The organism is Paraburkholderia sp. GAS32, from assembly GCF_050434225.1.
Taxonomy (GTDB): domain Bacteria; phylum Pseudomonadota; class Gammaproteobacteria; order Burkholderiales; family Burkholderiaceae; genus Paraburkholderia; species Paraburkholderia madseniana.
On the sequence record NZ_JBNPVS010000022.1, the window covers coordinates 55359 to 81989 of the forward strand.

53 protein-coding genes are annotated in these 26631 nt (G+C 58.8%); all 53 read left to right on the forward strand.

The features are described from left to right. Nucleotides 1-5: 5 nt before the first annotated feature. A complete protein-coding gene (locus P3T25_RS24955) occupies nucleotides 6-407 on the forward strand; it encodes a hypothetical protein (protein ID WP_429359224.1) in 402 nt (133 codons plus the stop codon). 92 nt (nucleotides 408-499) lie between these two features. Continuing rightward, nucleotides 500-823, forward strand: a complete 324-nt coding sequence (locus P3T25_RS24960) for a hypothetical protein (RefSeq protein ID WP_429359225.1) — start codon at nucleotides 500-502, stop codon at nucleotides 821-823. A 63-nt stretch (nucleotides 824-886) separates the two neighbouring features. Then, nucleotides 887-1171, forward strand: a complete 285-nt coding sequence (locus P3T25_RS24965; RefSeq protein WP_429359226.1) for a hypothetical protein — start codon at nucleotides 887-889, stop codon at nucleotides 1169-1171. A gap of 152 nt (nucleotides 1172-1323) precedes the next feature. After that, nucleotides 1324-1617: a hypothetical protein gene (locus P3T25_RS24970; protein WP_429359227.1), complete on the forward strand. Its 294-nt coding sequence runs from the start codon at nucleotides 1324-1326 to the stop codon at nucleotides 1615-1617. Between the two features lie 13 nt (nucleotides 1618-1630). Further along, nucleotides 1631-1861: a hypothetical protein gene (locus P3T25_RS24975; RefSeq protein WP_429359228.1), complete on the forward strand. Its 231-nt coding sequence runs from the start codon at nucleotides 1631-1633 to the stop codon at nucleotides 1859-1861. Between the two features lie 145 nt (nucleotides 1862-2006). Continuing rightward, the gene (locus P3T25_RS24980; protein ID WP_429359229.1) at nucleotides 2007-2816 is read left to right on the forward strand and encodes a DUF4942 domain-containing protein; all 810 of its coding nucleotides are present in this window, start codon (nucleotides 2007-2009) and stop codon (nucleotides 2814-2816) included. Between the two features lie 146 nt (nucleotides 2817-2962). Next, nucleotides 2963-3388, forward strand: a complete 426-nt coding sequence (locus tag P3T25_RS24985; protein WP_429359230.1) for a hypothetical protein — start codon at nucleotides 2963-2965, stop codon at nucleotides 3386-3388. 130 nt (nucleotides 3389-3518) lie between these two features. Further along, nucleotides 3519-3734: a hypothetical protein gene (locus tag P3T25_RS24990; protein WP_429359231.1), complete on the forward strand. Its 216-nt coding sequence runs from the start codon at nucleotides 3519-3521 to the stop codon at nucleotides 3732-3734. Nucleotides 3735-3749: 15 nt separating this feature from the next. Then, nucleotides 3750-4169, forward strand: coding sequence for a hypothetical protein (locus tag P3T25_RS24995; protein WP_429359232.1), 420 nt, complete (start codon nucleotides 3750-3752; stop codon nucleotides 4167-4169). Between the two features lie 301 nt (nucleotides 4170-4470). Then, the gene (locus P3T25_RS25000; protein WP_429359233.1) at nucleotides 4471-4734 is read left to right on the forward strand and encodes a hypothetical protein; all 264 of its coding nucleotides are present in this window, start codon (nucleotides 4471-4473) and stop codon (nucleotides 4732-4734) included. 140 nt (nucleotides 4735-4874) lie between these two features. After that, complete coding sequence (locus P3T25_RS25005; RefSeq protein ID WP_429359234.1) at nucleotides 4875-5282, forward strand: hypothetical protein; 408 nt, start codon at nucleotides 4875-4877, stop codon at nucleotides 5280-5282. Nucleotides 5283-5429: 147 nt separating this feature from the next. Then, the gene (locus tag P3T25_RS25010; RefSeq protein WP_429359235.1) at nucleotides 5430-5744 is read left to right on the forward strand and encodes a hypothetical protein; all 315 of its coding nucleotides are present in this window, start codon (nucleotides 5430-5432) and stop codon (nucleotides 5742-5744) included. A 216-nt stretch (nucleotides 5745-5960) separates the two neighbouring features. Continuing rightward, complete coding sequence (locus P3T25_RS25015) at nucleotides 5961-6284, forward strand: hypothetical protein (protein WP_429359236.1); 324 nt, start codon at nucleotides 5961-5963, stop codon at nucleotides 6282-6284. Nucleotides 6285-6407: 123 nt separating this feature from the next. After that, nucleotides 6408-6554 carry a hypothetical protein gene (locus P3T25_RS25020; RefSeq protein WP_429359237.1) on the forward strand — a complete coding sequence of 49 codons (147 nt, stop codon included), beginning with the start codon at nucleotides 6408-6410 and terminating at the stop codon, nucleotides 6552-6554. A 201-nt stretch (nucleotides 6555-6755) separates the two neighbouring features. Further along, nucleotides 6756-6887 (forward strand): hypothetical protein, encoded by a 132-nt coding sequence (locus P3T25_RS25025; protein ID WP_429359238.1) that lies wholly within the window; start codon nucleotides 6756-6758, stop codon nucleotides 6885-6887. A 735-nt stretch (nucleotides 6888-7622) separates the two neighbouring features. Then, entirely contained in the window at nucleotides 7623-7910 is a 288-nt protein-coding gene (locus P3T25_RS25030) for a hypothetical protein (RefSeq protein WP_429359239.1), read from the forward strand. 14 nt (nucleotides 7911-7924) lie between these two features. Further along, nucleotides 7925-8287 (forward strand): hypothetical protein, encoded by a 363-nt coding sequence (locus P3T25_RS25035; RefSeq protein ID WP_429359240.1) that lies wholly within the window; start codon nucleotides 7925-7927, stop codon nucleotides 8285-8287. 136 nt (nucleotides 8288-8423) lie between these two features. Beyond that, nucleotides 8424-8891 (forward strand): hypothetical protein, encoded by a 468-nt coding sequence (locus P3T25_RS25040; protein WP_429359241.1) that lies wholly within the window; start codon nucleotides 8424-8426, stop codon nucleotides 8889-8891. A 152-nt stretch (nucleotides 8892-9043) separates the two neighbouring features. Continuing rightward, nucleotides 9044-9331 (forward strand): hypothetical protein, encoded by a 288-nt coding sequence (locus P3T25_RS25045; protein WP_429359242.1) that lies wholly within the window; start codon nucleotides 9044-9046, stop codon nucleotides 9329-9331. A gap of 62 nt (nucleotides 9332-9393) precedes the next feature. Beyond that, nucleotides 9394-9654, forward strand: coding sequence for a hypothetical protein (locus tag P3T25_RS25050; protein WP_429359243.1), 261 nt, complete (start codon nucleotides 9394-9396; stop codon nucleotides 9652-9654). A gap of 128 nt (nucleotides 9655-9782) precedes the next feature. Then, nucleotides 9783-10043 carry a hypothetical protein gene (locus tag P3T25_RS25055; RefSeq protein ID WP_429359244.1) on the forward strand — a complete coding sequence of 87 codons (261 nt, stop codon included), beginning with the start codon at nucleotides 9783-9785 and terminating at the stop codon, nucleotides 10041-10043. A 115-nt stretch (nucleotides 10044-10158) separates the two neighbouring features. Continuing rightward, a complete protein-coding gene (locus tag P3T25_RS25060) occupies nucleotides 10159-10554 on the forward strand; it encodes a hypothetical protein (RefSeq protein WP_429359245.1) in 396 nt (131 codons plus the stop codon). Nucleotides 10555-10701: 147 nt separating this feature from the next. Further along, nucleotides 10702-11100 (forward strand): hypothetical protein, encoded by a 399-nt coding sequence (locus P3T25_RS25065; RefSeq protein WP_429359246.1) that lies wholly within the window; start codon nucleotides 10702-10704, stop codon nucleotides 11098-11100. A gap of 137 nt (nucleotides 11101-11237) precedes the next feature. Beyond that, nucleotides 11238-11693: a hypothetical protein gene (locus P3T25_RS25070; RefSeq protein ID WP_429359247.1), complete on the forward strand. Its 456-nt coding sequence runs from the start codon at nucleotides 11238-11240 to the stop codon at nucleotides 11691-11693. A gap of 143 nt (nucleotides 11694-11836) precedes the next feature. Further along, nucleotides 11837-12103 (forward strand): hypothetical protein, encoded by a 267-nt coding sequence (locus P3T25_RS25075; protein WP_429359248.1) that lies wholly within the window; start codon nucleotides 11837-11839, stop codon nucleotides 12101-12103. Between the two features lie 205 nt (nucleotides 12104-12308). Then, nucleotides 12309-12545: a hypothetical protein gene (locus tag P3T25_RS25080; protein ID WP_429359249.1), complete on the forward strand. Its 237-nt coding sequence runs from the start codon at nucleotides 12309-12311 to the stop codon at nucleotides 12543-12545. Nucleotides 12546-12588: 43 nt separating this feature from the next. Further along, entirely contained in the window at nucleotides 12589-12825 is a 237-nt protein-coding gene (locus P3T25_RS25085; RefSeq protein ID WP_429359250.1) for a hypothetical protein, read from the forward strand. Nucleotides 12826-13562: 737 nt separating this feature from the next. Continuing rightward, nucleotides 13563-13913, forward strand: a complete 351-nt coding sequence (locus P3T25_RS25090; protein ID WP_429359251.1) for a hypothetical protein — start codon at nucleotides 13563-13565, stop codon at nucleotides 13911-13913. Nucleotides 13914-14045: 132 nt separating this feature from the next. After that, nucleotides 14046-14417, forward strand: coding sequence for a hypothetical protein (locus P3T25_RS25095; protein WP_429359252.1), 372 nt, complete (start codon nucleotides 14046-14048; stop codon nucleotides 14415-14417). A 163-nt stretch (nucleotides 14418-14580) separates the two neighbouring features. Then, the gene (locus tag P3T25_RS25100) at nucleotides 14581-14997 is read left to right on the forward strand and encodes a hypothetical protein (RefSeq protein ID WP_429359253.1); all 417 of its coding nucleotides are present in this window, start codon (nucleotides 14581-14583) and stop codon (nucleotides 14995-14997) included. A gap of 139 nt (nucleotides 14998-15136) precedes the next feature. Next, nucleotides 15137-15424, forward strand: coding sequence for a hypothetical protein (locus tag P3T25_RS25105; protein ID WP_429359254.1), 288 nt, complete (start codon nucleotides 15137-15139; stop codon nucleotides 15422-15424). Nucleotides 15425-15488: 64 nt separating this feature from the next. After that, nucleotides 15489-15842, forward strand: coding sequence for a GntR family transcriptional regulator (locus tag P3T25_RS25110; RefSeq protein WP_429359255.1), 354 nt, complete (start codon nucleotides 15489-15491; stop codon nucleotides 15840-15842). Between the two features lie 106 nt (nucleotides 15843-15948). Further along, the gene (locus tag P3T25_RS25115; RefSeq protein ID WP_429359256.1) at nucleotides 15949-16161 is read left to right on the forward strand and encodes a hypothetical protein; all 213 of its coding nucleotides are present in this window, start codon (nucleotides 15949-15951) and stop codon (nucleotides 16159-16161) included. A gap of 72 nt (nucleotides 16162-16233) precedes the next feature. Then, nucleotides 16234-16575, forward strand: a complete 342-nt coding sequence (locus P3T25_RS25120; protein WP_429359257.1) for a hypothetical protein — start codon at nucleotides 16234-16236, stop codon at nucleotides 16573-16575. 147 nt (nucleotides 16576-16722) lie between these two features. After that, a complete protein-coding gene (locus P3T25_RS25125; RefSeq protein WP_429359258.1) occupies nucleotides 16723-16977 on the forward strand; it encodes a hypothetical protein in 255 nt (84 codons plus the stop codon). A gap of 60 nt (nucleotides 16978-17037) precedes the next feature. Beyond that, entirely contained in the window at nucleotides 17038-17373 is a 336-nt protein-coding gene (locus P3T25_RS25130; protein WP_429359259.1) for a hypothetical protein, read from the forward strand. Between the two features lie 513 nt (nucleotides 17374-17886). Then, entirely contained in the window at nucleotides 17887-18024 is a 138-nt protein-coding gene (locus P3T25_RS25135; protein ID WP_429359260.1) for a hypothetical protein, read from the forward strand. A gap of 262 nt (nucleotides 18025-18286) precedes the next feature. Beyond that, nucleotides 18287-19387: a ParB/RepB/Spo0J family partition protein gene (locus P3T25_RS25140; protein WP_429359261.1), complete on the forward strand. Its 1101-nt coding sequence runs from the start codon at nucleotides 18287-18289 to the stop codon at nucleotides 19385-19387. 197 nt (nucleotides 19388-19584) lie between these two features. Then, nucleotides 19585-19947, forward strand: a complete 363-nt coding sequence (locus P3T25_RS25145; RefSeq protein WP_429359262.1) for a hypothetical protein — start codon at nucleotides 19585-19587, stop codon at nucleotides 19945-19947. 69 nt (nucleotides 19948-20016) lie between these two features. Then, complete coding sequence (locus P3T25_RS25150) at nucleotides 20017-20238, forward strand: hypothetical protein (protein ID WP_429359263.1); 222 nt, start codon at nucleotides 20017-20019, stop codon at nucleotides 20236-20238. Between the two features lie 144 nt (nucleotides 20239-20382). Continuing rightward, nucleotides 20383-20742, forward strand: a complete 360-nt coding sequence (locus tag P3T25_RS25155) for a hypothetical protein (RefSeq protein WP_429359264.1) — start codon at nucleotides 20383-20385, stop codon at nucleotides 20740-20742. 75 nt (nucleotides 20743-20817) lie between these two features. Then, on the forward strand, nucleotides 20818-21375 hold the full coding sequence (locus P3T25_RS25160) for a hypothetical protein (RefSeq protein WP_429359265.1): 558 nt from the start codon (nucleotides 20818-20820) through the stop codon (nucleotides 21373-21375). A gap of 137 nt (nucleotides 21376-21512) precedes the next feature. Then, the gene (locus P3T25_RS25165) at nucleotides 21513-21665 is read left to right on the forward strand and encodes a hypothetical protein (RefSeq protein ID WP_429359266.1); all 153 of its coding nucleotides are present in this window, start codon (nucleotides 21513-21515) and stop codon (nucleotides 21663-21665) included. 12 nt (nucleotides 21666-21677) lie between these two features. Further along, nucleotides 21678-22112 (forward strand): hypothetical protein, encoded by a 435-nt coding sequence (locus tag P3T25_RS25170; protein WP_429359267.1) that lies wholly within the window; start codon nucleotides 21678-21680, stop codon nucleotides 22110-22112. Beyond that, entirely contained in the window at nucleotides 22109-22384 is a 276-nt protein-coding gene (locus tag P3T25_RS25175) for a hypothetical protein (RefSeq protein WP_429359268.1), read from the forward strand. Before P3T25_RS25170 ends, P3T25_RS25175 begins: the two co-directional genes overlap by 4 nt. Nucleotides 22385-22539: 155 nt before the next feature. Next, nucleotides 22540-23013, forward strand: a complete 474-nt coding sequence (locus P3T25_RS25180) for a hypothetical protein (protein ID WP_429359269.1) — start codon at nucleotides 22540-22542, stop codon at nucleotides 23011-23013. Nucleotides 23014-23147: 134 nt separating this feature from the next. Next, a complete protein-coding gene (locus tag P3T25_RS25185) occupies nucleotides 23148-23534 on the forward strand; it encodes a hypothetical protein (protein ID WP_429359270.1) in 387 nt (128 codons plus the stop codon). Between the two features lie 123 nt (nucleotides 23535-23657). Continuing rightward, nucleotides 23658-24050: a hypothetical protein gene (locus P3T25_RS25190; protein ID WP_429359271.1), complete on the forward strand. Its 393-nt coding sequence runs from the start codon at nucleotides 23658-23660 to the stop codon at nucleotides 24048-24050. A 106-nt stretch (nucleotides 24051-24156) separates the two neighbouring features. Beyond that, nucleotides 24157-24321: a hypothetical protein gene (locus P3T25_RS25195; RefSeq protein ID WP_429359272.1), complete on the forward strand. Its 165-nt coding sequence runs from the start codon at nucleotides 24157-24159 to the stop codon at nucleotides 24319-24321. Nucleotides 24322-24331: 10 nt separating this feature from the next. Continuing rightward, the gene (locus tag P3T25_RS25200) at nucleotides 24332-24559 is read left to right on the forward strand and encodes a hypothetical protein (protein ID WP_429359273.1); all 228 of its coding nucleotides are present in this window, start codon (nucleotides 24332-24334) and stop codon (nucleotides 24557-24559) included. A 126-nt stretch (nucleotides 24560-24685) separates the two neighbouring features. Then, nucleotides 24686-25174, forward strand: a complete 489-nt coding sequence (locus P3T25_RS25205; protein ID WP_429359274.1) for a hypothetical protein — start codon at nucleotides 24686-24688, stop codon at nucleotides 25172-25174. 762 nt (nucleotides 25175-25936) lie between these two features. Then, the gene (locus tag P3T25_RS25210; RefSeq protein WP_429359275.1) at nucleotides 25937-26122 is read left to right on the forward strand and encodes a hypothetical protein; all 186 of its coding nucleotides are present in this window, start codon (nucleotides 25937-25939) and stop codon (nucleotides 26120-26122) included. 28 nt (nucleotides 26123-26150) lie between these two features. Continuing rightward, nucleotides 26151-26612, forward strand: coding sequence for a hypothetical protein (locus P3T25_RS25215; RefSeq protein ID WP_429359276.1), 462 nt, complete (start codon nucleotides 26151-26153; stop codon nucleotides 26610-26612). Nucleotides 26613-26631: the final 19 nt, after the last annotated feature.

Here is a 26631-nt window from a genome sequence, read left to right on the forward strand (position 1 = left end):
TCGTCATGAAAACCGAAAACGCAGTCGAAACCCTACGCAGTTCGTTCACCGCCGCAGGTACGCGCGTTTTCATGGTCTTCGACCCGGCGCGTGCAGCCGCCCACAAGCCCGCCTACCGGCTTGCGACCCGTTGGCGTTGGCTCGCTGCATTCTCGGACGTGTGGGCCGCAGGAGACGCCTTTGAAGCGCTTGAAATGTCCGATTGCGCAGGACAAGAACACCTGTTCGGCAAATGGGCCATGAGCGAGACCCGCCGAGTCCCCCGCCATCACTTCGGCAACCAGCGCAACACCTGGGCGCGTGTGCGCTACCTGTTGAACTCGGTAGAACGCCGGATGCAGGGCCTACGCCCGCAGCGTTGCGGCTCCAAAGGATCGGTTGAGCGCTGGATTCCCGCCCCCGCCTAAAACACCCCCACTTTTTGCATCACGGCTATTGACTTCTTTGTTGTTGTGATTCATAATCTTCTCATCGACAACACAACGAACAGGGAACGCAAATGGCAAACATGAAATTCTACAGCGACGTGAGCGGTGAACCCGTCGAACTGAAGAACCCGTATGGCATGGACAACAAGGAATACCGCGCCAAGTGGCCTGATGTTAAGGGCCGCAAGTATGACGGGTTTTCCATGTGGGTTGGTCGTCCTGTTGACGGCGGCGAAGTCCAGCCGGTAACGCGCTACATCGAATACAGGTCGAATCCGAGCAAGCACGTTTGCGATTCGCGTTGCGTCAACGCGCAAGGCAAGATCATGAAGTGCGAATGCTCTTGCGGCGGCAAGAACCACGGCAAGGGCGCATTCACCCGGCTAATCGGTTGACCTCCCCACCCCCGAACCCGGCCCCGCGCCGGGGTTCCCCTACCGCATACAAGGCCCCGAAACATGAGCGCAAAGAAAGCCGCCGAAGCCCTTTACACGTTCGACGCAGACGCCCGCGAACTGATCGACGCCCTGTTCGCAGACCGCCCGCATTACGCCGTTCCCAACGAAGAAAAGCAACATGCGATTCGAACGATTGCCGGGACGTGGACACTTTCACTCGCCGCAGCCGCCGCAGGGGTAAGCGAGACCGACGCTCTAATCGCTATCGCGCACCGTTACTTGCATTGCGGCACTATCCCGGCGTCACGCTCGACCGTGCAACTCGCGATGACGGCCACCGTGTAACACGCCGTAGCGTCGCCCCACCGACCCGGCCCCGTGCCGGGTTTTTCGTTGGTCGCGTGAAATATCGAATATTCCATTGTTGAATCACGGAAAGTGGGTTATACTTTTTCCATCGACAACGCAACAACGTGCCACGGCACACGGGGAAGAAAATGGCAAAAATCGAATTCAAGGCGAAAGTGCGAACGATCCTCACCGCGCACACTGACGAAGTGGCCTACCGCTACATCGACGTGCCGCAGTTCAAGCGTAACCACTGTGATATGCACGCGTTCCGCACGCATCCGAAGTACGGCGGTTACGCGAATTCCGACCTGTTCCCCGGTATGCTGGCCCGCATCCGGCGCGACGTGTTCGGCGGCAACCCACTCCGACTGGACGCGATACCGGCAGGCGTGACTGTGGACGTGTCCGGTTTTCTGGCCCGCGTGACGTTCGACGCTTGAGCCGGGGCCACGAATGCGCAAACTCGGAAACGTAAACGCGTTCGTGCCGATGGTTGGCACGATCAACGGCAAACGGTTTAGCTTCGACGGCACCACGCTAGATCTGACCCGCAAGGCAATCGACGTGGGCGGTGAGGCGGGCGACCTGATCCAGAGCGAGTTAGGCCGTCACCGCCTGGAGTGCAACCCGCACGAATCGCGGATACCTGAAAAGTTGTGGGCCGACAAGGTGTTCCAGCAGTAAGCCCTGCCCCACCCGATCAACGACCCGGCTCCTGTACCGGGTTTTTTAATGTGCCGCGTCTGACCCCCGTAATCACTTGACGTGATTCATAAACTCCCGTACAATGTTTTTCATCGACAACGCAGCACTAAGGCCGGGAGCCACAATGACAAAGGAAATCGTTAAAAGCGTCAGTATCGCCAACATGGCAAACCAACGTGCGGCAATCATGGCCCGCGTAGAGAAGGCATTCGAACTGTTGGCCGAAGCTGATGCAATCGCCGCGAGCGCGAACATGGAACTCCCTGGCATCGACATTCGACAGTCGCACCTTGTCAAAGACAACACGCGCATTTGCGGCAAGCACACGACGAAGGGCGACGGGGTCAAGCTGGCAGCGCTCACCGTCGATTACTACGGTTGGTCGTATCTGATGAAGGAATCGGGCCTGATGACGTTCATGGACGCCGCAGCCCGCGACGAGTGGACCCGGCAACTCACCGAAGGCGAAGCACCGGCATTCACCGCCGAAAACATCGAAGCCGTGTTTCGCAACATTCACGCCGAGCGGGGCAACACGTTCGAACGCGGAATCATCAACTGCTTTAAAAATCTCTCATGGGACTACGCGACGAACCAGCCGTTCAAATTCGGCAAGCGTGTTGTCATGAAACACCTGTGCGACCGAATTTTCGGCTACCCGCAAACGGGCATTACTAGCCAACTAGCGGACTTCGCCCGCGCGTTTCACATTCTGGACGGCAAGCCCGAGCCGGATAACCGGCAGTCATTTGACGGCGTAGTTGATGAGGCCCGCAAAAAGGGAAAGACCGAAGCGGAAAACGAATATTTCTCGATCCGTTGGTATAAGAACCGCAACGGGCATTTGACGTTCAAGCGGCCCGACCTTGTGACGCAGATGAATCGCATCATCGCCAAGCACTACCCGCACGCCCTGGCATCCGAAGTGCGATAAGCAGAGACCCGCAGCACCCCGTCCCACCGAGACCCGCCCGAGACCGAGGCGGGCTTTTTCATTCTGTCGCACGAAAACACTTGCTGAATCACAGAAAAGGAGATATACTCTTTTCCATCGACAACGCAACACAGACAGGAACGAAAATGGCATACGCGCAAACCTTCGACAAACTCACGGCAATCAGCCTGGACACGTTCGGCCATTCGCAGACGTGCAATTATTGGTATGTCGTGCAGCAGTATCACGGCCCGCATACGGCGTTCCAGCACCGCGAAAACTTCATTAAGTGGCTCGACCTGTTGGGCCTGAAACTGCGCGAAGAACTTCCGGCCCACGGTACACACAAGGTTATGTGGATCGAAGGCACGTACCGCACGCAGATGCACATGAGCTATGACGAGTTTTACGCGCTGGAAGGTGTTCACACGCGCACGCTTTCGAATGGCAGCTACACGCTTGGCATCGTGACCACGGACGAAGACGGGATCAAGACGCTGCACAGCCTGAACCCGAATTGCAAGCACCGCCACGAATTCGATTATCAGGAATCGCGGGCAATGGTCGGCTGATCGACTGGCACCGCAGCAGAGAACCCGGCCTGAGCCGGGTTTTTCATTCCGGCGCACGAAAACACTTGCTGAATCACAATAAGGCTGGCATAATCTTTTCATCGACAACGCATCAGCAACGGGGTAAGCGATGGAAAAGATTCAACAGATGATGGCTCGCGCACTGGAAGCGCACGACATTAAGGCAGATTTCACGTTTTGCCACCGCAACATGTTGAGCGTAGCAGTGGAAGACGCCACGCAATTCGCGGACGCAAAACGCATTCTCTCGTTTGTGCCGGGTCTCAAGTTCGACAGCGAGACCAGCGACGACGAGTGCGGCCACTTCGCTTACTACACGTTCTGACTGGAGGCCGACGCAATGAACCTGACCACCACAGAGCAGCAGAAATTGACCGATGCAATGGCCCGTTATCACGCGGTACGGCTCGCGATCTACAGCCGCACGATGAGCGGCGAGCGTGAAGCGCAGATTGCAGCCCAATTCGCCTGTGACGCGGCACTGTCCGACATTAAGCGCAGCACACGCACAAGCGGATTCATGGGCGCAATGGCAGTCTTCGAAATGACGATTGAGGACTGTCAAAAGGCACTGACCCAACTGGACGCCCCTCAAATCCCGGCCCACCTGAAAAGCAACCGCGCCCACCTGATCGCCGTGTGCCGCGAGTACGAGGAAGCCCGAGCGCACTACGGCTCGACCACGACCAGCCCGCGCATTCTGGAAAAGAATGCCCGCTTTAACCTGTACGAGCTTGGAGGCATGGCGGCTACGTGGTAACGCAGGGCCGCGAAACCCGAGGTTCACAGGGGGCCGGTGGACGGTTCCCCGCATGGATAACTGGCATTGCACCCCGTTTGCTACCGCAAACCGGGCACAAACCCTGACGGGTACAGCCAGTTACCCACACTCGAAGGCTTTTCCCTAGTGAGATAGAGAATCAAAGTCACAACCGGCCACCAGAGCCGAAGTGATCGCACCACCGACGCCGGAAGAAAAACGAATATCCGCTTGCGTTCCTGTGATTCATTAAGTACAATGGTTTCATTCGACAGCGCAGTACAACACAGGAGCCGCACAAATGGAAACGCTCGAAATCGCAGGTACGCCGGTCAAGGTCAATTTCACGGTCGAACGCGGTCATAGCATGACGCAGGGCAATCCCGATTACGTTGCACTCGACGGTGCGGGCAAGCTGATTGCCACTATCAGTCTGCACTATACGGGGTTGCGCTACTCCGAGCGCTTTTACAACGTGTGTTTCAACGATGGTAAGGTCAGGCTCGCAGACGGCCTGGGCGACGCGCCGAACGTGATCGAAAACTATCTGTTCCGCACCCACTGACCGACGAAGCACCGAGACCCGGCCCCGAGCAATCGAGCCGGGTTTTCTTTTTCGTGTGATGCAAAAAGAGCTTGACGCCAATTGATGAATCACAGATAATACTCATATCGACAACGCAGCAACGAAGGCAAGGAGCCGAAATGAGTAACGGATTTTTCGAAGTGGCACGGAATTCGACCGGTTTGGTTGATGGTCGCGAACCTCTCCCCACCGAAGTTGAGGCGCGGATTATCGCTGCAACACTGGCGGTACAGCACGGAGAAGCGTTTCAGGTGTGGGGCAACAAAAGCCTACTCGACGTGATCGGCCCCGAGCCGACGCTGATCGTGGTAGCTGGCGAAGGCAAGCGCTGGCAAGCGCACTACAACCCGACGCCGCAGCGTTATGTCGTGACCGACACGCAAAGGCCCGGTTACGACTTCCCGGCAGTTCTGGCCGCAGGACTGGAAAGGGAAGACGCCGTAGAGGCTGTGAACATTGCAAACGAAAATCGGCGCTGGCACCCTACCCTGATCCACGCCCAAATTCGCGAGAAGCGCGCGGAATAGGGGTATCGCTGATCCCCGAGCGCAGCAGACGAAAGCCCGCCACTGATGCGGGCTTTTTCGTTTGTGATTCAAATAGTGCTTGACTCCATCGTTATTGTGATTCATAATGTCTTTTATCGACAACGTAGTAACGCTCAGGAGCGCGGCATGATCTACGAAGCACAACCCACCCCGGCCACCGTCGCGACGTTCGCACCGACCCCGGCAGCAGACGCGCCGAAGACCGCAGGTAACTTCGTGCTGATCGAGAACAAGAAAACGCATTGGTTCGAACCGACGCCGCACGCCTGGGACTTGGAGCAAGGAGCAACCCACCGCCTGATCCTCTCGCACGGCGAGAGCCGCCCGCTTCGCCTGTTGAAGACCGTCGCATACGTCGCAGTAGACGAGGCGGCAGACGGGACCGCAGTTTGGGAAAAGTGGCTGATTCGCGACCTCCGCGCCTGGGAACACAAACACTAACGACAAAGGCCCCGCGAGGGGCCACCCTCACACCATGACCGTTCGACGCTATTACAGACACGCCCGCAGCCTGGGCAAATTCAGGGCCATTGATTGCCTTGCCATAGCCCGCAAATGCGCGGCCCTCGATTGGGATGCAGCCGCCGCCCGCTTGATCGCCAATGCGCAGATCGCCAACCGGTCCACGCAGGGCCACCAGACGACACAGGAGCCAGTATGAGCGGATTGAGCGGACGCGTTATCTTCACGCCCCCGGCAAAGCAGGGAGACGGAAACACGCGCTTTGAAACGTGGAGCGGCGACGTTGACCATAATCGTTATGTGCGGATTCTTACGCGCCGGGTAGTGCGTGAAGGCACCGACGAAGCGCAAATCGAATTGATGATTGCGCAGACGCCGACCCGAAGCAAGGGCACGCGCACGCGCACGCAAACAACGTTCGGTTCGGTGGTTCTCAGCCCCGAGGAAGCCCGAGCGCTCGCACTGTCCCTGTGCCCCGAACTGGAACCGCCCACGGAAGACACGAAGAAAATCGAATAATATTTGTGACATGTGTTGACGTGATTCAACAACGATGGCATAATGCTCTTACTGGTTCAGCAGCGAGGGGCCAGTAAGACGGCGCAGCAACGCCGGATCGTCAAACTACCGGGAGTGCGGAACATGGCAGCAGAAGAAATCGAAGTTCGGGCGTTCAACAACGGCTGGAACGACGCCATGCGTGGCGTGTGGATGGCGGAACCAGCGGACTGGAAGACTAGCCGCATGTATGCTGCATACCTTCGCGGGCAAGACGCCGCCCGCATGTGATGAACCCCGGCCCGCTAACACAGGGGCCGCTTTCGTGAGCACATAATGAGGACCGAGGGAAAGGTGGAGTTATCGAAGGCGACGGCGGAAGAACTGGCCCGCGAGTGTCAGGAGCTACGCGACGAAATCACACGCCTTTGCTGGATCGTCCCGCCCCACGTTCTCAGCGGGAGCGTGCAAGCCGTTTGGGAGTGGAAGACAATGGCCCGTAGGGCATTGAAGATCGCGACCGACAACGGCAGCAGTTTCCGCAACTTGCGTGCTATGCGTTTCGTTATGGTCGAAATGGCCGACCCCGCGAAATTCGTCTATGACATTGTTGGGCAGAAGTAAGGGTCGCCCCGGCTTACCTGCTCGACGGCTTTGTTCAGCCGAAGCCACATGTTCTTGCATTTTGCATCGTCAACACCCCTCAAGTGTAGCGGCGTTTCAGCCGTAAACACTCGTTGCGGCGTGCCTCACTCGCGCCACGTTCAAGCATGGCCGTGCGCAAACGTTTGCGTCCGCGCGCGTGATCGGCACTCCGCGAGACCGCCCGCGATAACCGGCCCCGCCGTCGATAAGAAGCCCGCCGCGTGCGGGCGTTTTGTTGCGTAGACGCACGTCTCTAACATTATTGGTGTGACGAATGTTGACGTGATTCGTAAAGAGTCGTAGACTCTAATGCAATTGGGGATTGGTCCCTAAACAACGCGAGCCAATGTGCAGCAACACAGACGCCCGCCCACTGACAGGAGTGTGTCAAATGAAATCGCTTTTCTCGCAGCAAGCCCAAATCATTTTCGCAACGTTCGGCGGCATTGCCGTGAGCGCCTTCGCAATGCAGTCCATCCCCGGCCTCACGCTCTAACGTGGACCCGCTGGACGCCGCTCCATCGGGGCGGCAATCGAATATCAGGCACAGCAAACGCGGGGCTAACCGTTTGATGTGCCGAAGTACCGAATTGGATTCTCAAGGCAGAGACGCAGGGGCGACGCCGACGCCATGACAACGAACAGGAGGACAAGCGCATAGACCGCAGGAGGCCGGTATAGCCCCCACCATCGCCACAACCATAATATATTGCAATGAACACAACACGAGTTTTGCGGGAAATTACCCAAGGGCAGATGACCGAGGTTTCGGGATCGAGTATTACCCGTCATTCGACCGATTCCGGCCTTTTGACACGGCTCCAGTTCTATATCACGCCGGATTCGTCGCGCGTGATCCAGTTGGAGACCGAATGTACGGGCTTGCGCTACGGTATGCTTTCTGAATCGCGGCGCGTGTCAGAGGTCAAAGGCCCGGACTTGTTGCAGTTTCAGGTGCGCCACCGCCGCTACTTCTCGCCGCTTTTCGACGCCAGTGCGTAGTTGAGACCAACCCCGTGAGTGAGACCTACAACGATGCGAAAGCCATTCTTAAATGGCTCGCCCCGCGCGCCCCGGCCACCGTAGCAGAAATTGTCGCCGGGTTAGCCGTGGCCGAGAATTTGCGAAGCAGTTCGCGCGAGGTGTCGGACGCTATTCGATACTTGCTTGACCGGGAATGTGTGATCGCAGATAGCGGCCCGAAAACAGGCAAGGAGGCGATGCTTAAACGCCGCTACAGGGCGACAGGCAAGCCGCTACCGCCCCCAAAGGTGAAGCCGGGTATGCGGACTAGCTTCGACGCCCTGCAATCCGCCTGGGGGATGCACGTTGTTCCCCTGCAATCGAGCTTGACAGTGCAGCACTTCAACCTCGATTGATAAGCGCTGGCTCATGCCCCGCAGCAGACCCGCCCACCGAGGCGGGTTTTTCATTTGTGATGCAAAAAGAGATTGACGCGCACGTTGTTGTGATTCACAATGTCTTTTATCGACAACGAGGCACGGAGCCAACACCATGAAGCACGAAATTTTCAGCATCGCAGGCACGGCGAAGGAAGTTGCAGACGGCATGGCCCGCGCGTTTTTCATGAGCGCATTTGCCGCCGCTTACGAGGAAGCCGATGGAACGTCGCCGTTGAAGGCGCAAATCGGCAGCATGGCGGGCCGCAACCTCGCGGACGTACTTCCGGCCCCGGTTGACCCGGCAGCGCACCACGCCGCTTTTACGCTCGCCTGTGACTTGCGGACGAAGAACGACGCCACCGACCTTGCCGCGCTGTTCGAAAAGGCGCAGGACTTCTACGCGGGCGAGGGCGATCAGGAATTGACGCCCGATAACTTCGGCTTCGCGCTCGCAATGGAGGCAATGGGGGCAATGGGCACCGGCCTGGACGATGCTTTCGGGATGGCAGTCGCCGCCGCTGTATTGGTCCCGCATTGCGAGTTTGGTTCACACTCGCTCGAAATCGACTACTTCGGCTGATTGCCAACCCGCCCCACCCGAGAGACCCGGCCCTGAGCCGGGTTTTTCGTTTCCGCGTAGAAATATCCGATACTCCCTATTGCTGAATCACGGAAAGGGAGTTAGAATACTTTTCATCGACAGCGCAGTACCACTAAGGCAAGGAGCCACGCATGACCCGCAAGTACAAGCACACCCGTTTCGCCGGTCTCGTTTATCTCAACCAGATGCCCGGTCTGTGGCGATTCGTGGACGTACACGACGGGATGCCGAAGGAAGGCGAGGCACCGCGCGTAGTCGGCCCGCAATACAAGACCGAGCGCGAATTGCTGGCAGACGCTGACCGCTACGCTCGCGAGTCCTGGGGTTACGGTGCCACGCCGGATGAGGGAGAAACCCCGCTTGTCATCCTTCCCGCGCAGCACGCTCGCAAAGCTGGCTACGCTGGCGAACCCGCCTAATCCCACCGGACCCGGCCCCGCGCCGGGTTCCCCCCCCGACACCGTAGACAGGAATCGCCCGCATGGCATTCACCCCAAACATTCGCCGCCGCCGCCCGTCCACCGGCAGCGCCTACCCTGAAAACGTGGTAAAGATCATGGCCCCCACGATCGACCATGCAATGACGGCGATGGCCGCGCACTTCAAACGCCGCCACACGCACGGCAAGCAACCGGCCCGCAATTGGGTTCAGGCGGTCAAAGAGATTGACGCCGGTTCCGGCTACAGCACGGCACTGGCACAGGTCCGCGCAGAACGCACCGGAGCAAATGCCGCAGCCTAACCGGTCCCGAGAGACCCGCCCCCGATGGCGGGTTTTTCGTTTCTGAAGTACAAAAATACTTGACGTGATGCAATAATGCGGGCATAATTTTTACATCGACAAACGCAGCACGCACGGGAGACCGAAACATGAAGTTCGCAGCCAAGGAAATCCACGCAGTAGCAATCGAATTTCCGTCCGGTAAGTTCGGGTTCGCGGGTTTCAAGATTCCCGGTGTTCTCCGCTTCGATGCCACCGAGGAAAACATCGAGAAGGCTCACGAATGCCTGGGGACGCAGTTTCTTCCGACCCGCGCATTTCCCACGATGGAAGACGCCGAAGCCGCCCTTTCGTCGTGGCTCGCAGCGAACCCCGGCTACACGAATACCGGCATCGTCGCAGCAGTGTAAAGAATTTTCGGACGGGCGTTGTCGTGATTCGACAACGCCCGTAAGAAAGAGCTACCTGACCAACTAACGGGGCGTGAGAAACGCGGCCCCACTCTGACACAGAATAGGGAGAATCATGATGGCAACGAAGGCAGCAACGAAGACCACGCCGAAGGCGGGCAAGCGCGCACCGGCCCCGGCAGCGAAGCTCCCGAAAACGAAGCCCGCAGCCGCACCGGCACCCGTGGCGAAGACGAAGCCCGCGACGGCATCGAAGGCGAAGCCCGAGACCCCCGCAGCCGTAGACCGCACGGGCATCATCGGACGCCCGAGCAACGCCGAGCGCGGTATGGACAACCTGGAGCAGCGTTCTATCCGCATGACGCCGAATCAGTGGCTTGTCTATGACGGGATGACCCCGGAAAAGGTGCGTGCATGGCTTGACGCACAGGGCGAGAAGAACCCCGAGGTAATCGAGGCTGGCCGTGAAATGCAACGCGCTCGCGAGGCGAAGAAGAAGGGCAAGAAGTGAGCAGCGACGCACGGGCAATCGCCGCACTGATGGACGGATGGAACCGGATCGAATCGGCAGTTAAGGCCACGTTCCCCCAGGCGACTGACGAGCAGGTTTATCAACTGACTTCGGCCCTCATGAAACACTCATTGGGATTCTGAAACCATGAAAATTGCAGTCACCGAGCAGCTTTCGCCGGAATTCGCCGCAGCCCTACTGGCTGATGTTTGCGAATCCCCGATCATTGCCAATTGGGCTAACCCGGACGAAGACGCGCAAGGCGAGTACCGCGAGTACAGCGCAGACGGCAAGTTGACCGCCGCCCGCATTCGTGCAGACATTGAGCCGCTTCCCGGCCACGCAGTACAGCAGACGATCAACGGCGAGACGCTTTCGCTTGGCATCAAGAGGCTGATTGAAGGCACGGCGGAAACGAATCTGCACGCGGAAGCCGTGGGCGTAGTAGTGATCGCCGTTGTAGCTGACGACCCGAGCGACATTGACCAGGAGACGCTGGACACTATTGTTCAAGTCGGTCTGTATAACGACCTGATGTACGCCTGACCCCGACCCGGCTCCCCCGTCGATATGAAAGACCCGCCCCCAAGGCGGGTTTTTCATTGGCGCTCGAATATTCCTGTTGATGAATCACGTAAAGTGCGAGATAATAACAACTCGACAACGTAAGGCAAGGAGCCGTGATGACCGCACTGCATCAACGCGTTCGCGCACCCATTACCCCGGCAGTACGCGCACAACTGAAAAGAGATTGCAGCGACCTGAACGCGACAGCAGCACGCAAGCAAACGACGCTCGACAAATGGGACCACGCAATCGAGAGCGCAGCCGTCCGCGATCATTTTGAGCTTGGTTGCTGGCTTCATTACTTGACGAAGCAGCCGGAAGGTCAAGACTCTATCGCTCTGCGCGTGGAATGCGTGCGCCGTTTGTTCGAAGCAGGATTCGATAACCCGAGCTTCGCGTTTTTTACCGCGTTCGACTTTGGGGAGCGACAGTTCGACAACATTTTCGAACAGGGCGATTCGAAAGCTGTTATCGAAGGGCTACGCGCCCACCTGGGTTCGCGTATGGTTCGCGCCGGGTTCGAATACTTCGGATGGCCCCTTGTGGATGATCGACAAGCGGCGCTGTTCTAACCCGGCACCCGCCACCGCCACCGGCAAAGCCCTGTCACTCGACGGGGTTTCTTTATTGGATGCGCAGAAACAGTTGATGAATCACAGAAAGCAGGTTATACTCTTTCCATCGACAACGCAACACCGAAGGCCAGGAGCGACCCATGACGACGACCGCAACGAAAACCGATATTTCATACAAGAAAGATGGCCTGTTCACCACGTTCTTTGCGGACAGCCAGCAAGGAGGCACGGCAGTTAGCGACCTGATGACTCAGAACGGCGGATCGAACAAGGTTCTCACGATCCACGCCGACGCGGTTATCACGCAACTTCGCGCAGCCGGTTACACGGTGCGCAAGGCTCGCCCGGTCAGCGCGAAGGAAGTGGATTCGATTCTGGCGGAATTGGGCGACCTTCTGCCCGGTTGACGCGCAGCAGCCGTAGTACAGCAAACAAAGCCCCGACCATCGCGCCGGGGCTTCTTTATTGGAACGGCAATGCAGCACAGGATTGCAGTTGCAGGTATCAGAGAAGAAAACAAATAAATATCGAATATTCCACCGGCACAACTTGCGTTAATGAATCACATAAAGTACAATGTTTTTCATCGACAACGCTCGCAGGGGAATCAAGATGGCACGAAAATCCAGATACGCAGCGGCAATCCTGACTCCGATCATCCCCGAATCGGGCGCGCGGATCGGCAGCGAATGCGGCCCCGGCGAATTCGCCCGCGACAATGCAGGGACCGTCATTTGCCAGTACGAAGACCGTTGGGGCAAACACGCGCTTGTGCTGATGGACGCGGGCGGCACCCGAGTTTGTGAGGGGATGAATCGCGGCCCCGGTATCGGCTGGCACTACCTGTAACCCCTGACACTCACCGGCCCCGCCTGGGGCCATTGGAGACCTGATGGACAAGCGTTATAACGTGGGATTCGAAACGATTTTCGGTAAGAAAGTCGGAACGGTGGCAGCGGCGGAAAATATGGATGCGGCAATCAAGCAAGCCCGCGTCCGGTTCACGCTCCCCCTGAAACCCGGTTCCGCGTCGCAAGCGTGCGACGATGGCCCCGGCGATGAAAACTTTGCCCGCATGTACGAAATGCGCTACGGCGGCACACGGATGAGCGAGGTTCCCGCAGCATGAAGCCGACCACGGCATCCAGTAAGACCGAGACCCGGCCCCGTGCCGGGTTTTTCATTCCTGGCCCCGAAATATCGAATATTCCCCTTGCGTTAATGTGATTCAAGAAGTACAATAGTTTCATTCGACAAACGCCGCAACAACGTGCCAAGGCACAACGGGGAACAAGATGCTTCAAGCGAACCAACTCCGCGCCCATATCCGGGAAGTAACCGAAGGCCCGAAAGTGGCAAAGCCCAAACTGACGCGAGACCAGAAAGCGGCCCTGAAAGCGTATAACGAGGCGCTACGGCAAGAGGATCGATACCTGGGTTCCGTGTTCGCGAATGCAGCCGGTCAGCGAGCGATTGAAGGGAAAACCAAGAGCGCTTACGACCGATGCAAGGCCCTTGGAATGACTCACGAACACGGCCTGTAATGCCGCCCCGAGACCGCCCGCCGAGGCAGAGGCGGCCCCGAGGCCCACAGCAGCCCCGCAGACCGGCTTTAGCTTGGGCGACGTTGCAGATCATCCTGGACGCCGCCGAGACCGTAGGCGACGTTTTAAGCGCCCTCACCGATGACTAACGTCCTTTCCGTTCTCTACCTTGTGACTATGAGCGCCATTATCGGATTCGGCATCTGGTTCACCTGGCGACGCAGCGGCCCCCGAAAATAAATCACGCCGTCGCTTGCGTTGTTGTGATTCAGATAGTACAATGCTTCTCATCGACAACGTAGTAACGACTGGAGTGAGAAACATGGGTTTGCATATCGACGTTTTCCGCGCATCGCAAGGCGGCTCGCACATCGACTGCACGATGGACGGCATTAGCAGCAAGGCCGATCAACTGTGCATCGTCAACGTTCCCGGCCCGTTCAACCCGAGCGATACCATCCCCGCCGCGATGTTGGTCAAGGGCAACGCGCTGGGAACCGTGCAGATCGTCCCCGCCGTCAAACCGGGCAATGAGTGGATCGAGACGCGCCGCAACGCGTGCATGGGCGGCAACTACGGCGCGTCGTCCGATAGCCGTTTCAATGAAGCCGTTGAAAAGCTGATCGGCGGCACGTTTTACGGCGCGGTAGCGATTCACGACCGTTTCGAATAACCGGCCCATCGTGCCACGGCACCCCGCCAACAAAGCCCCTCCGCAGGGGCCTTTTTATTGCTTACCCCTTGTGTTGTTGTGATTCATGAACTATAATATTTTCATCGACAACACAACAGCAAGGGGATTCAAATGAGCGCAGGACGAGCAAAGGCAGGCGGGCAGATCGGCCAGAATGGCGAGTTCTACAAAGGCGGCACGTTTCTTCCGTCCACCGACAACCCGAAGCGCACGCCGACCAAGCGCAAGCGCGGCCCTAAGCGTGACCTGATCGCCCCCGGTGAGTTCGCGGAATACCCGGAAGGCCACGGCTCGATTTTCATGGTGATTCGCAACTATGTCGCGTTCGACAGACTGGCAGATGGCACGTTTGGCCCGTTCCGCCGTTCGGACAATGCCAAGGCAATCGCGTACCAATTCGGCGACGGGGCGATGCTGGATGAACTGATCGCCAAATACAACGCGGGCGAACGTTTCTTCCCCTACCCGGCCCGCCCCGAATAACGGATAACGGTGACGACGAACCCGCCCCGCGCCACGGCGCACCGAGGCGGTTTTTTCGTTCGTGAGTGCCAGATCGCCCCGCCGTGTATGCAAATCGCCTAAGTTTTGACGCTCCCCGGCTCGACAGGTATAAGAAGCGCATGGCCGCTCGCAACTCGCACCCGTGAGCAGCCAGGCACGAAAGCCCCTATCGTTTGAGGGGCTTTTCCGCATTCGTCGTCGCCTGAAATTGTTTGTGACAGGTGTTGACGTGATTCAAGAAGTGCGTTATGATTCTATTCATCGACAACGAAGCACGGGAAGCACAAAAATGAACGTCCAACAAGTGATAGCCGACCTAGAAACCGGCGCACTGACCGAAGTGCCCGAAGCCGCTAACCAGCGGTACTCCCCCACGCGCGGCCTGTCCGTCACGCAGCGGTTCTACATTTACCCGGATGATCGCCTGATCGCCGTGGATTCGTGCGACGGTCGCAACGACGCTTACGAACTGCGCGAAGGTTCGGACGAGTATGAGACGTTCCGCCACCTTTACCGTGACTACTTCGACGGCCCGACCACGGCCCCCACCATTCATTAATCCGCAGGGGCCGCGAGGCCCCCGCAGACCGCAGGAGACCCGCCGCCGAGCGGGTTTTTTATTGCCCCTGGCCCTTGACATAGTGAATCACAGAAAGGATAATAGTTACATCGACAACGCAGCAACGAAGGGGCACGAAATGAATCCAGATGAAAACATGGCAGCAGTCACGAAGCTGCTGGACGAGGCGAAGGCCAACCCGGCGAAGGTCGCGGAAGTCCTCAAACTCGGGGCGCACCTGTCCACGGCGACGCACTTGCAGCGACTCCGCAGCGCACTTAGCGACACCGAGCGATTCATCAATCGCGAAGGGCGACGCGACCCGGCAATTCGACCGGCAGACATGCAAAAGACGCTGGATTCTTACATTCAGCATCGCGCGAACCTTCTGGCGGTGATGGCTGAACTGTTGAAGCAGCCGCAGTAAGCGACGACCGAAGCCCGCCCCGTGCGGGCGACTCATCGAACATAAAGGCCGGGAGCCGCAGACCATGAACGTCCCTCACAGGGAAACGCTCGCACCCGAGCGCAGCCCGAGCAAGCCGCGCAGCCGCGCGAAAACAAGCCGCCCGCCCGTCAGTGAATGGATGCCCGACTTTGCCGCCCTGCAAAGTCAGCAGGTAGTGACCGGCATCGCGGACCAGATCGAAGCCGCCATTGCGACCGGCGCACTCAAACCGGGCGAGCAATTGGCGACCATGCGGCAAATGTCAAAGCGCCTGGGCTTTCACCTGAACACGATCAATGCGGCGTTCAAAGTAGCGGCGTCGCGTGGCCTGATCGCGAGCAAGAGCCGCGCCGGTTCCATCGTGCTACCCGTTGCACGCGCCCGCGCCCTGCACTGATCGACGCGCCGGAATATCGAATATTTTTGCGCTCTACTGTTGTTGAATCACAGAAAAGAGGTTATACTCTTTTCCATCGACAACGCAGTAGCAACCGGGAGCAGCCATGTACCACACGACCGAAACCCTCACCCGCAAGATCATCGAGGGCGCGAACGGCAACGAAGTGAGCGTAAAGCGTGCAGACGGCGCAGTTTTCACCGTTCGCCATATCGACGCAATGCGCTATTTCGTCCGCGACACGCGGCAGGAGCACGCGCCGGGTACTGGCTACGCCTTGAGCATGGCCGAAGTTTTCGACCGGATCAGCGCGCAGTAAGCGCCCCCCCAGGAGGCCCCGCCGTGGGGTCTCCCTCGCCACCCTGCCGACCACGGCAAAGGAGCCGCAGCAATGCCCGATACGACGACCGACTACAGCGAGCGCCGCGAATATGACACCCCGGCCACCACGGCGAATGCCGACCGCGCCACATTCGTTTTGAGCAGCATCATGGCCCGCTCAATCGTTACGCTTGCGAAGATCGCACGCGAACATCAGCTTTCGCTGATCGAACGCGAATTCAATAGCGTGCGCTGGACGCTGGACGATGAAAGCGAGGTTTCGCGCGAAGCCGCTTACCTGTGCGTCAATGCGGATCAATTCTGGTTCCGCAGTTGGGACGATGACCGCCACGCGCTCGCATCGACGCCTGTAAGTGTGGCCGAGCTTAAAGACACGTTCGTCATCGAGTAACCGCCCCGCTTCCCACGCAACACCCGACCCCGCCCCGTGCGGGGTTTTTCTTTTGCGTGATGCAGATAATGCTTGACGCTACTTGATGAATCACAGATAATAGCTACATCGACAACGCAGTAACAGCCGGGAGCCGGAAAGATGGAAATGAAATTTGTACCGCAAGTGATCGCAACGCTTCTCTGCGGAGCGAACGAAGTTGGCCGAGTCGTGGCGTTCAACTGCACGGGCACGAATCTGGACAGCGACCAACCCGAGACCCCGATGGCGCAAGCCGAGCGCTATAAGGCGACTTTCGAGCGCGACGGTAACGCGATGGTTCAAAAGGTCGCGGAGGTCTTGGGAGCAGACCGCGTGCGGTACACCGTTGTCGATGACGTGATGATTTTCGTTGGCCTGTAACCCGACCTGATAACCGGGGGGTGCCGACTGGCACCGCCTCACCCTCGACCGCAAACCGATATGAACCTGATCCCGAGCATTGCAGCAGTACAAGCCGCCCGCGTCGCCCTTGAGGCCGAATGCAAGGCAGACGAGGACGCCGGAATCCCGTTTTTCGACCGCCGCCGCGCAATCAGCGACCCGGTAATCACGCCGTTCGCCCGAGCACTGAAAGCCGAAGGATACGCAATCAAGCGCACCCGCGAGGACAAGGACGGCTGCGACTTGCTAGACACTTGCCCCGTGTGCCGGTCGCGCTATCTGTTCACGGCAATCAAGGACGGCCAGGAGACGAAGGCTTGCCCGCATTGCCACGACGCGGCGATGAAAGCCGCAGCAGCGCAAGCCGCAGCCTGAACCGGACCGCCCACCAGCAGCACCCGAGACCCGGCCCCGAGCCGGGTTTTTCTTTGGTCCCGCGTTTGACTCTCAAACCTGTATTGCGCAATACACACCGACAACCAAACCGAAGGGGCGCACAGCCTGGTGGACGGTTCCCGCATCCCTATGCACAAGCCGGGACAACTCGCAAGCGAGTTCCCCCACCTTGCACACAGGGCACCCTTGCGAGCTTTGCCTACGGCCTGACGCGCTCCGCTTGTCCCACGTAGATAGAAAACCTTTCCCCCCTCCCTACGGCCCGCCAATCGCGCCATTGAAGCCCATGAAAAGCAGCTTTGCAGTGAAGGGGGTTCGCTTGCCCCTTCGCACTGGCCCCGCCCCCGGCTGATCGTCCGCCCGCCGCCCTACCCGAAACGCATCACAAAAATATTCGATTTTGCGTGTGACATGTGTTGACAGACGTTGATGAATCACAGATAATAACTACATCGACAACGCAGTACCAACCAAGGCAAGGAGCCGAAAATCATGGCCGGTATGCAACACGCATTCGCACTCCGTCACGGCGTCAACAATGTGAAGTTCGAAGACGGCAAGTGCTTCGTTCGCGGCCAAAGCCGCAACGGTCAAACCGTGTGGCACTTCATGGGCTTGCTCGAATCCTGATCTATGCCCCGGACCACGCGCAGACGGTAGGACCGGAGCGCTACCAAATAACCCCGCCGCGTGCGGGGTTTTGCAGTGAGAGGGTATGACGCACCGCGCAGCAGCGCTAGCCCTAGCGCAACACCGGAGCAAAAAATATTCGATTATTTGGTGTGACAGGTGTTGACGTGATGCAAAAAGGTCTGTAGAATGTTTCTTACTGGTTCAGCAAACGACGCGGGCCACGGAACGAAGTTAAACTCAAACGCAACGGGGATTCAAAATGACGGACACGAACAACACGGAAGTCAAGCGCGACAAATCGAGCAAGGGCGCATACGGCGCAGAGGCCGAAGTTAAGGGTCTGTCGTTTGACCCCGCAAAGCTGGTTCTGGTCACGGACCCGGCAAACCCGCTGTACGATGCCCGCGTGCATCTGCCGATCAACGAGGCGATGGTTCTTTCGATCATGGAACACGGCGTCAAGCTGAACGTCACGGTCTACAAGAACCCGGAAACCGGCGATGTTGAAGTTGCAGACGGTCGCCAGCGCGTCAGGAACGCAGTTGAAGCGAATCGCCGCCTGGCTGAAATGGGTCTCCCGACTCGCTACGTTGCGGCTTCGATCATCAAGACGGTTCCGAAGCTGGCAGCACTCGAAACGAGCGCGCTGATGGCGATTGCCAATCAGTTCCGCGTCGAGGAAACGCCGATTACCCGTGCGACCAAGATGTTGCAGCAGTTGAATCTCGGCGTGAATGAGGAACGCGTTGCGGTCATGTTCGGCTGCGACGCGCAGACGGTTCGCAACATGGTTGCCCTGTTGGATAGCCCTGTAGCTGTTCAGGATGCAATCGACGCGGGCCAAATCACCGCAGCGCACGCCCGCCACCTGGGTAAGTTGCCCCCGGAGCAGCAACGCGCAGCAGTTGCCGAAATCAAGGCGGCGACGGCGGGCAAGACCGGCCATGACAAGAGCAAGGCCGCGCGTGAAGTAGTCGAGCGTGTGACGGCCAAGGGCGGCGCAAAGGCACCGGCCAAGGTCAAGGGCAAAAAGGAAATTCTCGCGAAGATCGCGGAATTCGAAGCCAACGGCGAAGCCGCAGCAGTCGCCGCCCTGAAATGGGTTATGGGTCTGGACGAAGCGACGGAAGGCGCAGAGGACGCGGGCGACGCAGGGCAGGATGCCGCCGCAGCGAAGGCGCAAGCCAAGGGCCAGCAGCCCGCAGCAGCCGAGCGCGACACCAAGACGGGCGATATGTTTGACCGCACCCGCGAAGGCGCGCAGGAACCGGCAACGGGCGACGCAGCGCAGGGAACGAAGCCCGCGCACCCGCTGCCGGTCGCGATGGCATGGCCCTTCCCGAGCGGCGTGCGTCACTAAGCGACGCGGCCCCGCTAGTACAGGGGGCAGTCAAGTCCGAGCCTCACCCCACAAAGCATCCCCGTAGCACTTCGCCCCTGACCTTCACCGGCAGGGGCATTTTTTCGTTTTTTTTGCATCACAGGTATTGACAGGCTAGTTGTTGTGATTCATAATGTCTTTCATCGACAACGCAGTAACAAACACGGGGAACCACGATGAACGCAACGACTAACGCAGCAGTGACCACGGAACAAATCAGCGCCCGCCTGGCCATGTTCGTTGAGCGCCTGACTTCGTTTCTCAATGAAACGAATATCAACGCGGCCCTGTACTCGTATGCTGTGACGCTCGAAGCGGGCAAGAATAATATCCGCATCGTTCGTTCGGAGGTTTCGAGCAAGACCGGCGAAACGATGAGCCACACCCGCAGCGCGTATGGCTTCATCGACGCCGCGACGGGCAACATTCTGAAATCCGATGGCTGGAAGCGACCGGCTAAGGGTGTTCGTGGCTCGATTTTCGCCGCCGACTTTTGCATTGGCAAAAATCGCCCGTGCGGCATGTATAGCGCGTCGTAATTCAAGATCGACACCCGAACGGAGCCGCGTCAGTCGCGGTCCCCGCCCATACAACAAACCGGAGCAAGCATGACAGAGGCAGTCAAAACCGCACTGGCCGCAGTTGACCGGACCTGTAAGGCGTGGCGAGACCACCCGCCGCTGATACCGGGACAGGCCACGAATGCGGACATTGCCAGCTATGAGGCCGTGCTATCCGAATTCGACGCTGCACGCGCCACCCTGGGCCGCGCCATCGACGCCGCACGCGCGGACCAACTCAGGGCCGCAGGACTGGCCCGCCTGATCTAATCCGCGAGTGAGACCCGGTGAGGTAGAATCGCGCGGCCTATTATTTCCATCTTTTCGTGTGACATGTATTGACAGTAATTGTTGAATCACGGATAATGGGAACCATAGCGGGACAACACAACAGCAGCTAACCGGGAGTCAACCATGAAAAAGACCATCGCAGTTCTCGCCGCCGCCCTCGCGCTCACCCAACTCGCCGCCTGTGGATCGTTCGATGACGGCAACCACGGCCCGAACGGGCAGCACTACTGGCACGGTCTCTGCACCAGCAATTGCAGCCTGGAAGATGGTCCGCAGTTGAAGGATTGGCTGCATGGCAAGACGAGCCGCGAAGTGGGCGAAGAAAACGCCCGCAAGGCCGAAGCCGAGCGCGAAGCCGCACACGAACACGAAGCCGCCACGGCCACGAAGGCACCGAAGGCGAAGGCACCGGCAGCAGCGAGCGCGACCAAGACGAGCGCCCACCGATCCCCGGTCAAGCGCACGGCAGGAGCCGCAGCATGACGAAGCTCGACGCCGACGCCGAAGCAGACACGGATTGATTACCGTTTCTGGCAAGGGTCAGCCCTACGCGTGCCGATGACGGAAAAACGGCAGCATGGACCGCTAACATCGCCCGCCGCCTGTATTGATTTTTGCATGACCCCCGGAGCGTTTTACCCCTGTTGCCTCACGGCGCAGGGGTTTTTTTTGTGCTTGCCACTTGCGTTAATGAATCACATAAAGTATAATGTTTTTCATCGACAACGCAGCACACAAGGCAAGGAGCCGAAAATGACGAAGCGAAAAATCCCCACGGTAACGCAATGCGGTATGACTCAATCGCAGCCGGGGACGAGCGTGTCATCCTGCAATGACCGGCGCGGCGAAAAAATGGTTTACATCCTGTCAGTCAATCGCTACTACCCTGACCTGAAAAACAACCTGGGCGGTCTCGGCGTGTTCAAGAAACTGGACTGCGACGGCATGGAGTTTCCGACGAGCGAGGCCGCGCACCAATTCGCGCACGAACGCGGATACACTCGCGAGTATTTCACGGCCCCGGACCTTCGCGCCCGCAACGTCGCTCGCGGCGATGAACTCAAAGCACGCGCCATCGCATTTAAGGAACGTATCGCAAGCGGAAAGCCGTTTTAACGACACCCACCGCTCCACCACGAACCCGGCTCCTGTGCCGGGTTTTTCGTTTCAGGAACAGAAAACACTTGCTGAATCACGAAAAGACGCGTACAATGTTTTTCATCGACAACACAGCAAGGCAAGGAGCCGCAGCCATGAAGAAAAAGAATTTCGTTGTTCCGCCGTCAAAGCCCCGCACCGCTTTGGTTGCCGCCGTGATGACGCGCACGGGTTCCGGCTCGCATCGCAAGAGCGAGACCACCCACCGCCAGGCCGCGAAGCTGGCGCTTCGCGCCGAGCGCTTCTAGGGGGTCGCACAGATGAACGCCACCACGAACCCCGGCGAAACCATCGTGGCCGCCGCTAATCGGTTCCCGGTAATCGACGCAGACCGCAGGGCCGGTAAATACCGGGCAGGCATGGCAGACGCGGCACTAGCGGAAACGCTGATTACTGGCGTTCACGCAGTAGCCGCCCACTACGGAACCCGCCTAGAAACGATTTACCCGCTTGAGGCAATTACGGATATGCCGTTAGTGACCTCAGATGGCAAGCCGTTCGGGCAAGGCTTGTGCGAAGCCCTCAACGCCTATTGCACGCCCCGCGCCGCAGGAGGCCGCACCCTCGGCATCACCCTGGGCGACGACAGCCGCCGCTGCACTATCAGCAGCTATGACGCGCGGAACCTGATCGAGCGCACGGCCAGCACTCTCGCCGGTTCCGCAACAACGTGGCTACAAGGGGCGCAAGTATGAGTGCCGATCCGAGAGCCACGCCCGAAGCCCTGGAGGCGTTCCGGGTCAAACTCAGGGCAGGAGATACGGCGGGCGCATTCGCCACCGTCAAACGCATGACGCCCGAGTGCGTGTCAATGCTGATGCTTGAAGCCGGGTTCAGCGTGCAAGACCATCGAGGCCGCAACGTCAAAGACTTTTGGGCGCACGTTCAATCCAACATCGTGAAGGCGTGCCGCGAGCGAAAGGACGGTTACGAGCTACGCGGCGAGGCCGAACTATTCCCCGCCTGATCGACGGCCACCGGCCCACCAGATGAACCCCCGCCACCGAGCGGGGGTTTTTTATTGGCGACGAAATATCGGATAGTTTTCGCTTGCCCCTTGTCTTGTTGTGATTCATATAGTACGATACACAGATCGACAACGCCGCAAGACAGGAGCCTGAAATGACCGCAGCACTCGCAACCTACGACACCCTGCAACCCTTCGCCCGCCAGATCATTGCCGCAGGCTACGCCGTGATGACCCTGCAAGACGGCACGCTTTCGGTGACGCTCCCGGTTCGCGGCCTTGCCCCGGTTGCCGAAGGCGACGACCCCGCCGTGAAGTACGTTGAAATCAAGTCGCCCGCAGACGCCCGCGCGTTCATCGTGCAGAATCCAAAGCCCCTGACCGCATATGCGGCCCGCGTTTCGCAATTCGGCGGGGTGATGGCTGATTCGAACGCCTTGGAGGAAAAGATTCTCAACTGGCTCAACGGCGCGGCATCGCGTGAAATCATGTGCATCGGCGGCGAAACCCGCTACTACCGCGCAACGAGCGATGCAACGATCCGCAGCGAAATCTGCATGGGGATGCTTGCCGTCCGCATCAACGACCGCCGTTACCTCGAAAATCAAATCCGTTTCATTGGCGAGTAAGCGCCACCGGACCCCGAGAAGCCCCGCCGCCGAGCGGGGTTTTTCTTTTGTGATGCAAATAATGATTGACGTGACTTGCTGAATCACAGATAATAAGCATATCGACAACGGCAGCACACACAGGAGCCGACAGCATGGAAACGAAAGCATATAAGGCAGCACTGACCCACTTCGACGCACAGACCGAACAGGGCGGGGCCTTCGTGGTGTTCGACCGCAAGAGCAAGACGCGCTACGCCACGCGCCGCGAAACCGCCGCCGTGATGGTTGAACTCCAGTCGCTCCCCGATCACTCGCTTTGGAATCTCGCCAACGCCTTGCCGGGTATCTCGGACGCGTTGCCCCGCCCACGCCTGATTAACGCGTTTCTGGCCTATCTGCATGGGTTCTATCAGGGTTACGAGGACGCCCGCCAATACTTCACGGACCACCTGACCAAGCTGCGCGAACTGATCGCTGACGAGCAGGCAGAAAACGCGGCATTCGAGGGAGCCGCCCGAGCAAGCGCAGTCGGAGCATAAGCCCCGCCCCTCACCAGACAAGGCCCCGCACTGCCGGGGTTTTTTTTCATCTATCCCTTGACTTCATGAATCACAACAAGGATAATACTCACATCGACAACGCAGCACGAACCGGGGAACGAAATGGGCCATATCTCGCAAGACGCAAAGAAGGCGGTCGCCACGCAACTGAAAACGATTATGCCGAAGGGCTGGAAATGGTCGTTGGCCGTGCGCGACTACTGTGAACTGTCCCTGACCATCGCGAGCGCCCCGGTTGACCTGCTGGCCCTGTACAACGCGAACAATCGCCGCAACCCGGTGCGGGGCTATGTCCAGATGACGAATCACGGTCTGGTCGATAACTTCAAGGGCGACGCGGCAATGGCTGAAGTGTTTGGCAAGATTCTCGCGGCACTGAAAGGCCCCGGCTACTTCGACCGGTCGGATTCGCAGCAAGACATTACAGACGTTGCGCACTATATTCGCGTCAACATCGGCAAGGACGTCAAGCCGTTCGCAGTCACCGCCGTTTAACCGATCAACGAGGCCCCGCGAGGGGCCACACAGAGGACAGGCCATGCGCGCCAAAATGATTACGTGTGAACCCCGGACCCCACTACGCACTCTAGATGATTCGACCGTGGACCGTGAGCGGGCGATTCGCGAGTATGGCGAAGAAGCTGTTGCAGCCGCCGACGCACGCCCGGTAATCGGGGTTACGATCTGCGTAATTGACGAGGAAGGCGCGCGCTATAACGCGCTTCTGATCGCCAACGGCGACGGTTACGCGCTCGCCATTCTTTGAGGGACCAGCCGTGACCACAACCGCAGTGACATTCCGCAAGGTGAAGGACGCGCAGCCTATGGGCGAGTACAAGCCGACTGCCGTTGACGAGGCGAAGAAGACCGCAGACTTCCGTATCCTGTCAATGGGGAGCGGGCGTCACAACAGCATCGCATGGCGCGATGGACGCCGCGAGAACGTGACGAGCCGCGAACTGGCGAAGCTACAGAAGTCGCACACGTGGGCGACCGACTTCTAAGCCCACATCGCCCGACCGACAACCCGGCCCCGCGCCGGGTTTTTCATTCTGGCGCAAAAAAGGCTTGACGGACATTGTTGAATCACAGATAATAGCTACATCGACAACGCAATGACGGAGCCTGACATGACCGATGAAAAAGAACTGCACTCCCTGATCGAACGTATGCGCGCCCACGGTTGCGACCTGATCGTGAAGTTTGAGGAAGGCAGCGCAGGCAAGGCCACGCACCCGGCAGGCTACATCGACACCGTGCAATTCGTGGGCGTCAAAGGTTGCGGCCCCCACCCGTGTTCGTCTATCACCGCCGCCGAACGTATGCGCGAAGTGCTGGCCCGTCTGGATCGCGAGAACCCGGCGAAGGCTATTCCCCGCGCCCCGGCTCCCCTGACCGGACAAGCCCCGCGCCGTGCGCAGACCGTCGATACGCGTTACGAGGTCGAGAACGCCCGCGAGAAAATTAACGGATACTACGAGCCGACCCCCTACGAACGCACGACCGGCAAGCAGGCCGAGGCATTCGACCGGGCGAAGGCTGAATGCGTGATGCACTTGCAGCGGCAGCTTGCTCTTGTGGAAGGCATGACGTTCGACCAGTTCAAGAGCCGCCGTTAAGCTACGGATCAACCCAACCGGCCCCCGCCCGCCGACGCGGGTTTTTCCGTTTCTGGATCGCGACGCGTTTCCAGCCTATTTAAGCCGTTGCCGCCCCTCCCGGTACTTGGGCACCGGCAGAAGCCGTCCAGCCCCGCCACGGGTCGGGAAATCAGCCCGTGGCCCGTTGCTGGATGCGGGCAGGACTGGCGCCGGAACTCACCAGAACGACCCTACCCCCGGCAACGGCCTGGAACTCCGCTTGCAAGCAAGCTGCGCGGGCTTCGCCCTTGCGTCGTTACGCAGTGGTCTGTCCTACTCATCGGAGACGGCACGGGATTGCTACCGGGCTAATGTGCGTCACGTTCCGGCTAGGGGCGGGCTTCGCCCTTCAATGGGCTTTCGCGGCATATCCTCAGAAAAATAAGATGAACCGTTTTATTTTTCTTCCGGTATTCCACGGTCCCATTGACCCTATCCGGCCCGCACCGCCCACGATCCCTACCGCAACCCGACCGACTCCGACGAGCAGGACAAAACGGCCCCCGGTTTGCTTCACTCCAATGATTAGGGTTTGCTTCGCAAACAGGAAAAAGCAACGATCCGCACCCGGCCCGCCACGCTCGGAGCAGTAACTTAGCCCCCTTCTGAGCACAAGCATTTTCGGCATTTTATTTTTTGCAATCAGTTCGTTACAAGTGTTGACGATCCCGGCGCACAGTGCGAGAATGTGAATCACGACAACGTAGTAACAACCGGGGCACTGGCCCACCGGAGCCGAAAATGACCATCGCCGCAATCGCACAAGCAACAGCCGCCGCCGTTTTTGCCCTGGTGATCCTGTCCCTGATCGCGCCGCAGACCGCCGCAGCCGTGGCCCTGATCGTTTGCCCCGTGTTCATCGCGCATACGCTTTACACCACCGTTCGCGACCTGATGGCGGGCGACGAAATCGGGGTAAACGGTTGATTTTCAGACGTTTATCGCTAAGTAGTCCTTGACATTGATTGTTGAATCACCGATAATAGAACCATCAAAACGCCGTATTCGCCGGGGGCCTGAAATGACCGCAACGCAAATCACCGAAGCGCAGGAAATCATCGCCAGCTTTCGTGCATCGCGTGCGGCAGAGAAGCGGGCAGCGCTTGAGGAAAAGAACGCAATCAACGCAGCCCGCATGGCTTTCTGGTCCCGTTGGGACAACGGCGTTCCCGCCGACCTTCACCCGAAGGTTCGCGAAATCATAGCCCGTCAAGGCGTGATCGTGCTGAACGAGCGCGAAGCCGTTCACGGCAACGACGCCGACCGCGAACAATGCGCCCAAGATGGCGCGGACATGATTGAAGCCGCCCGCGTAGCAGCGGGAGAAGAAGAAGCCGAAGCCGAAGCCGAAGCCGCCGCCGCATTCGAGGCGCTGGACGGTTATGCTGAATCTTACGAACTCGCATACCTTCACTAAGGGAGGGTTTAGCCGTGAA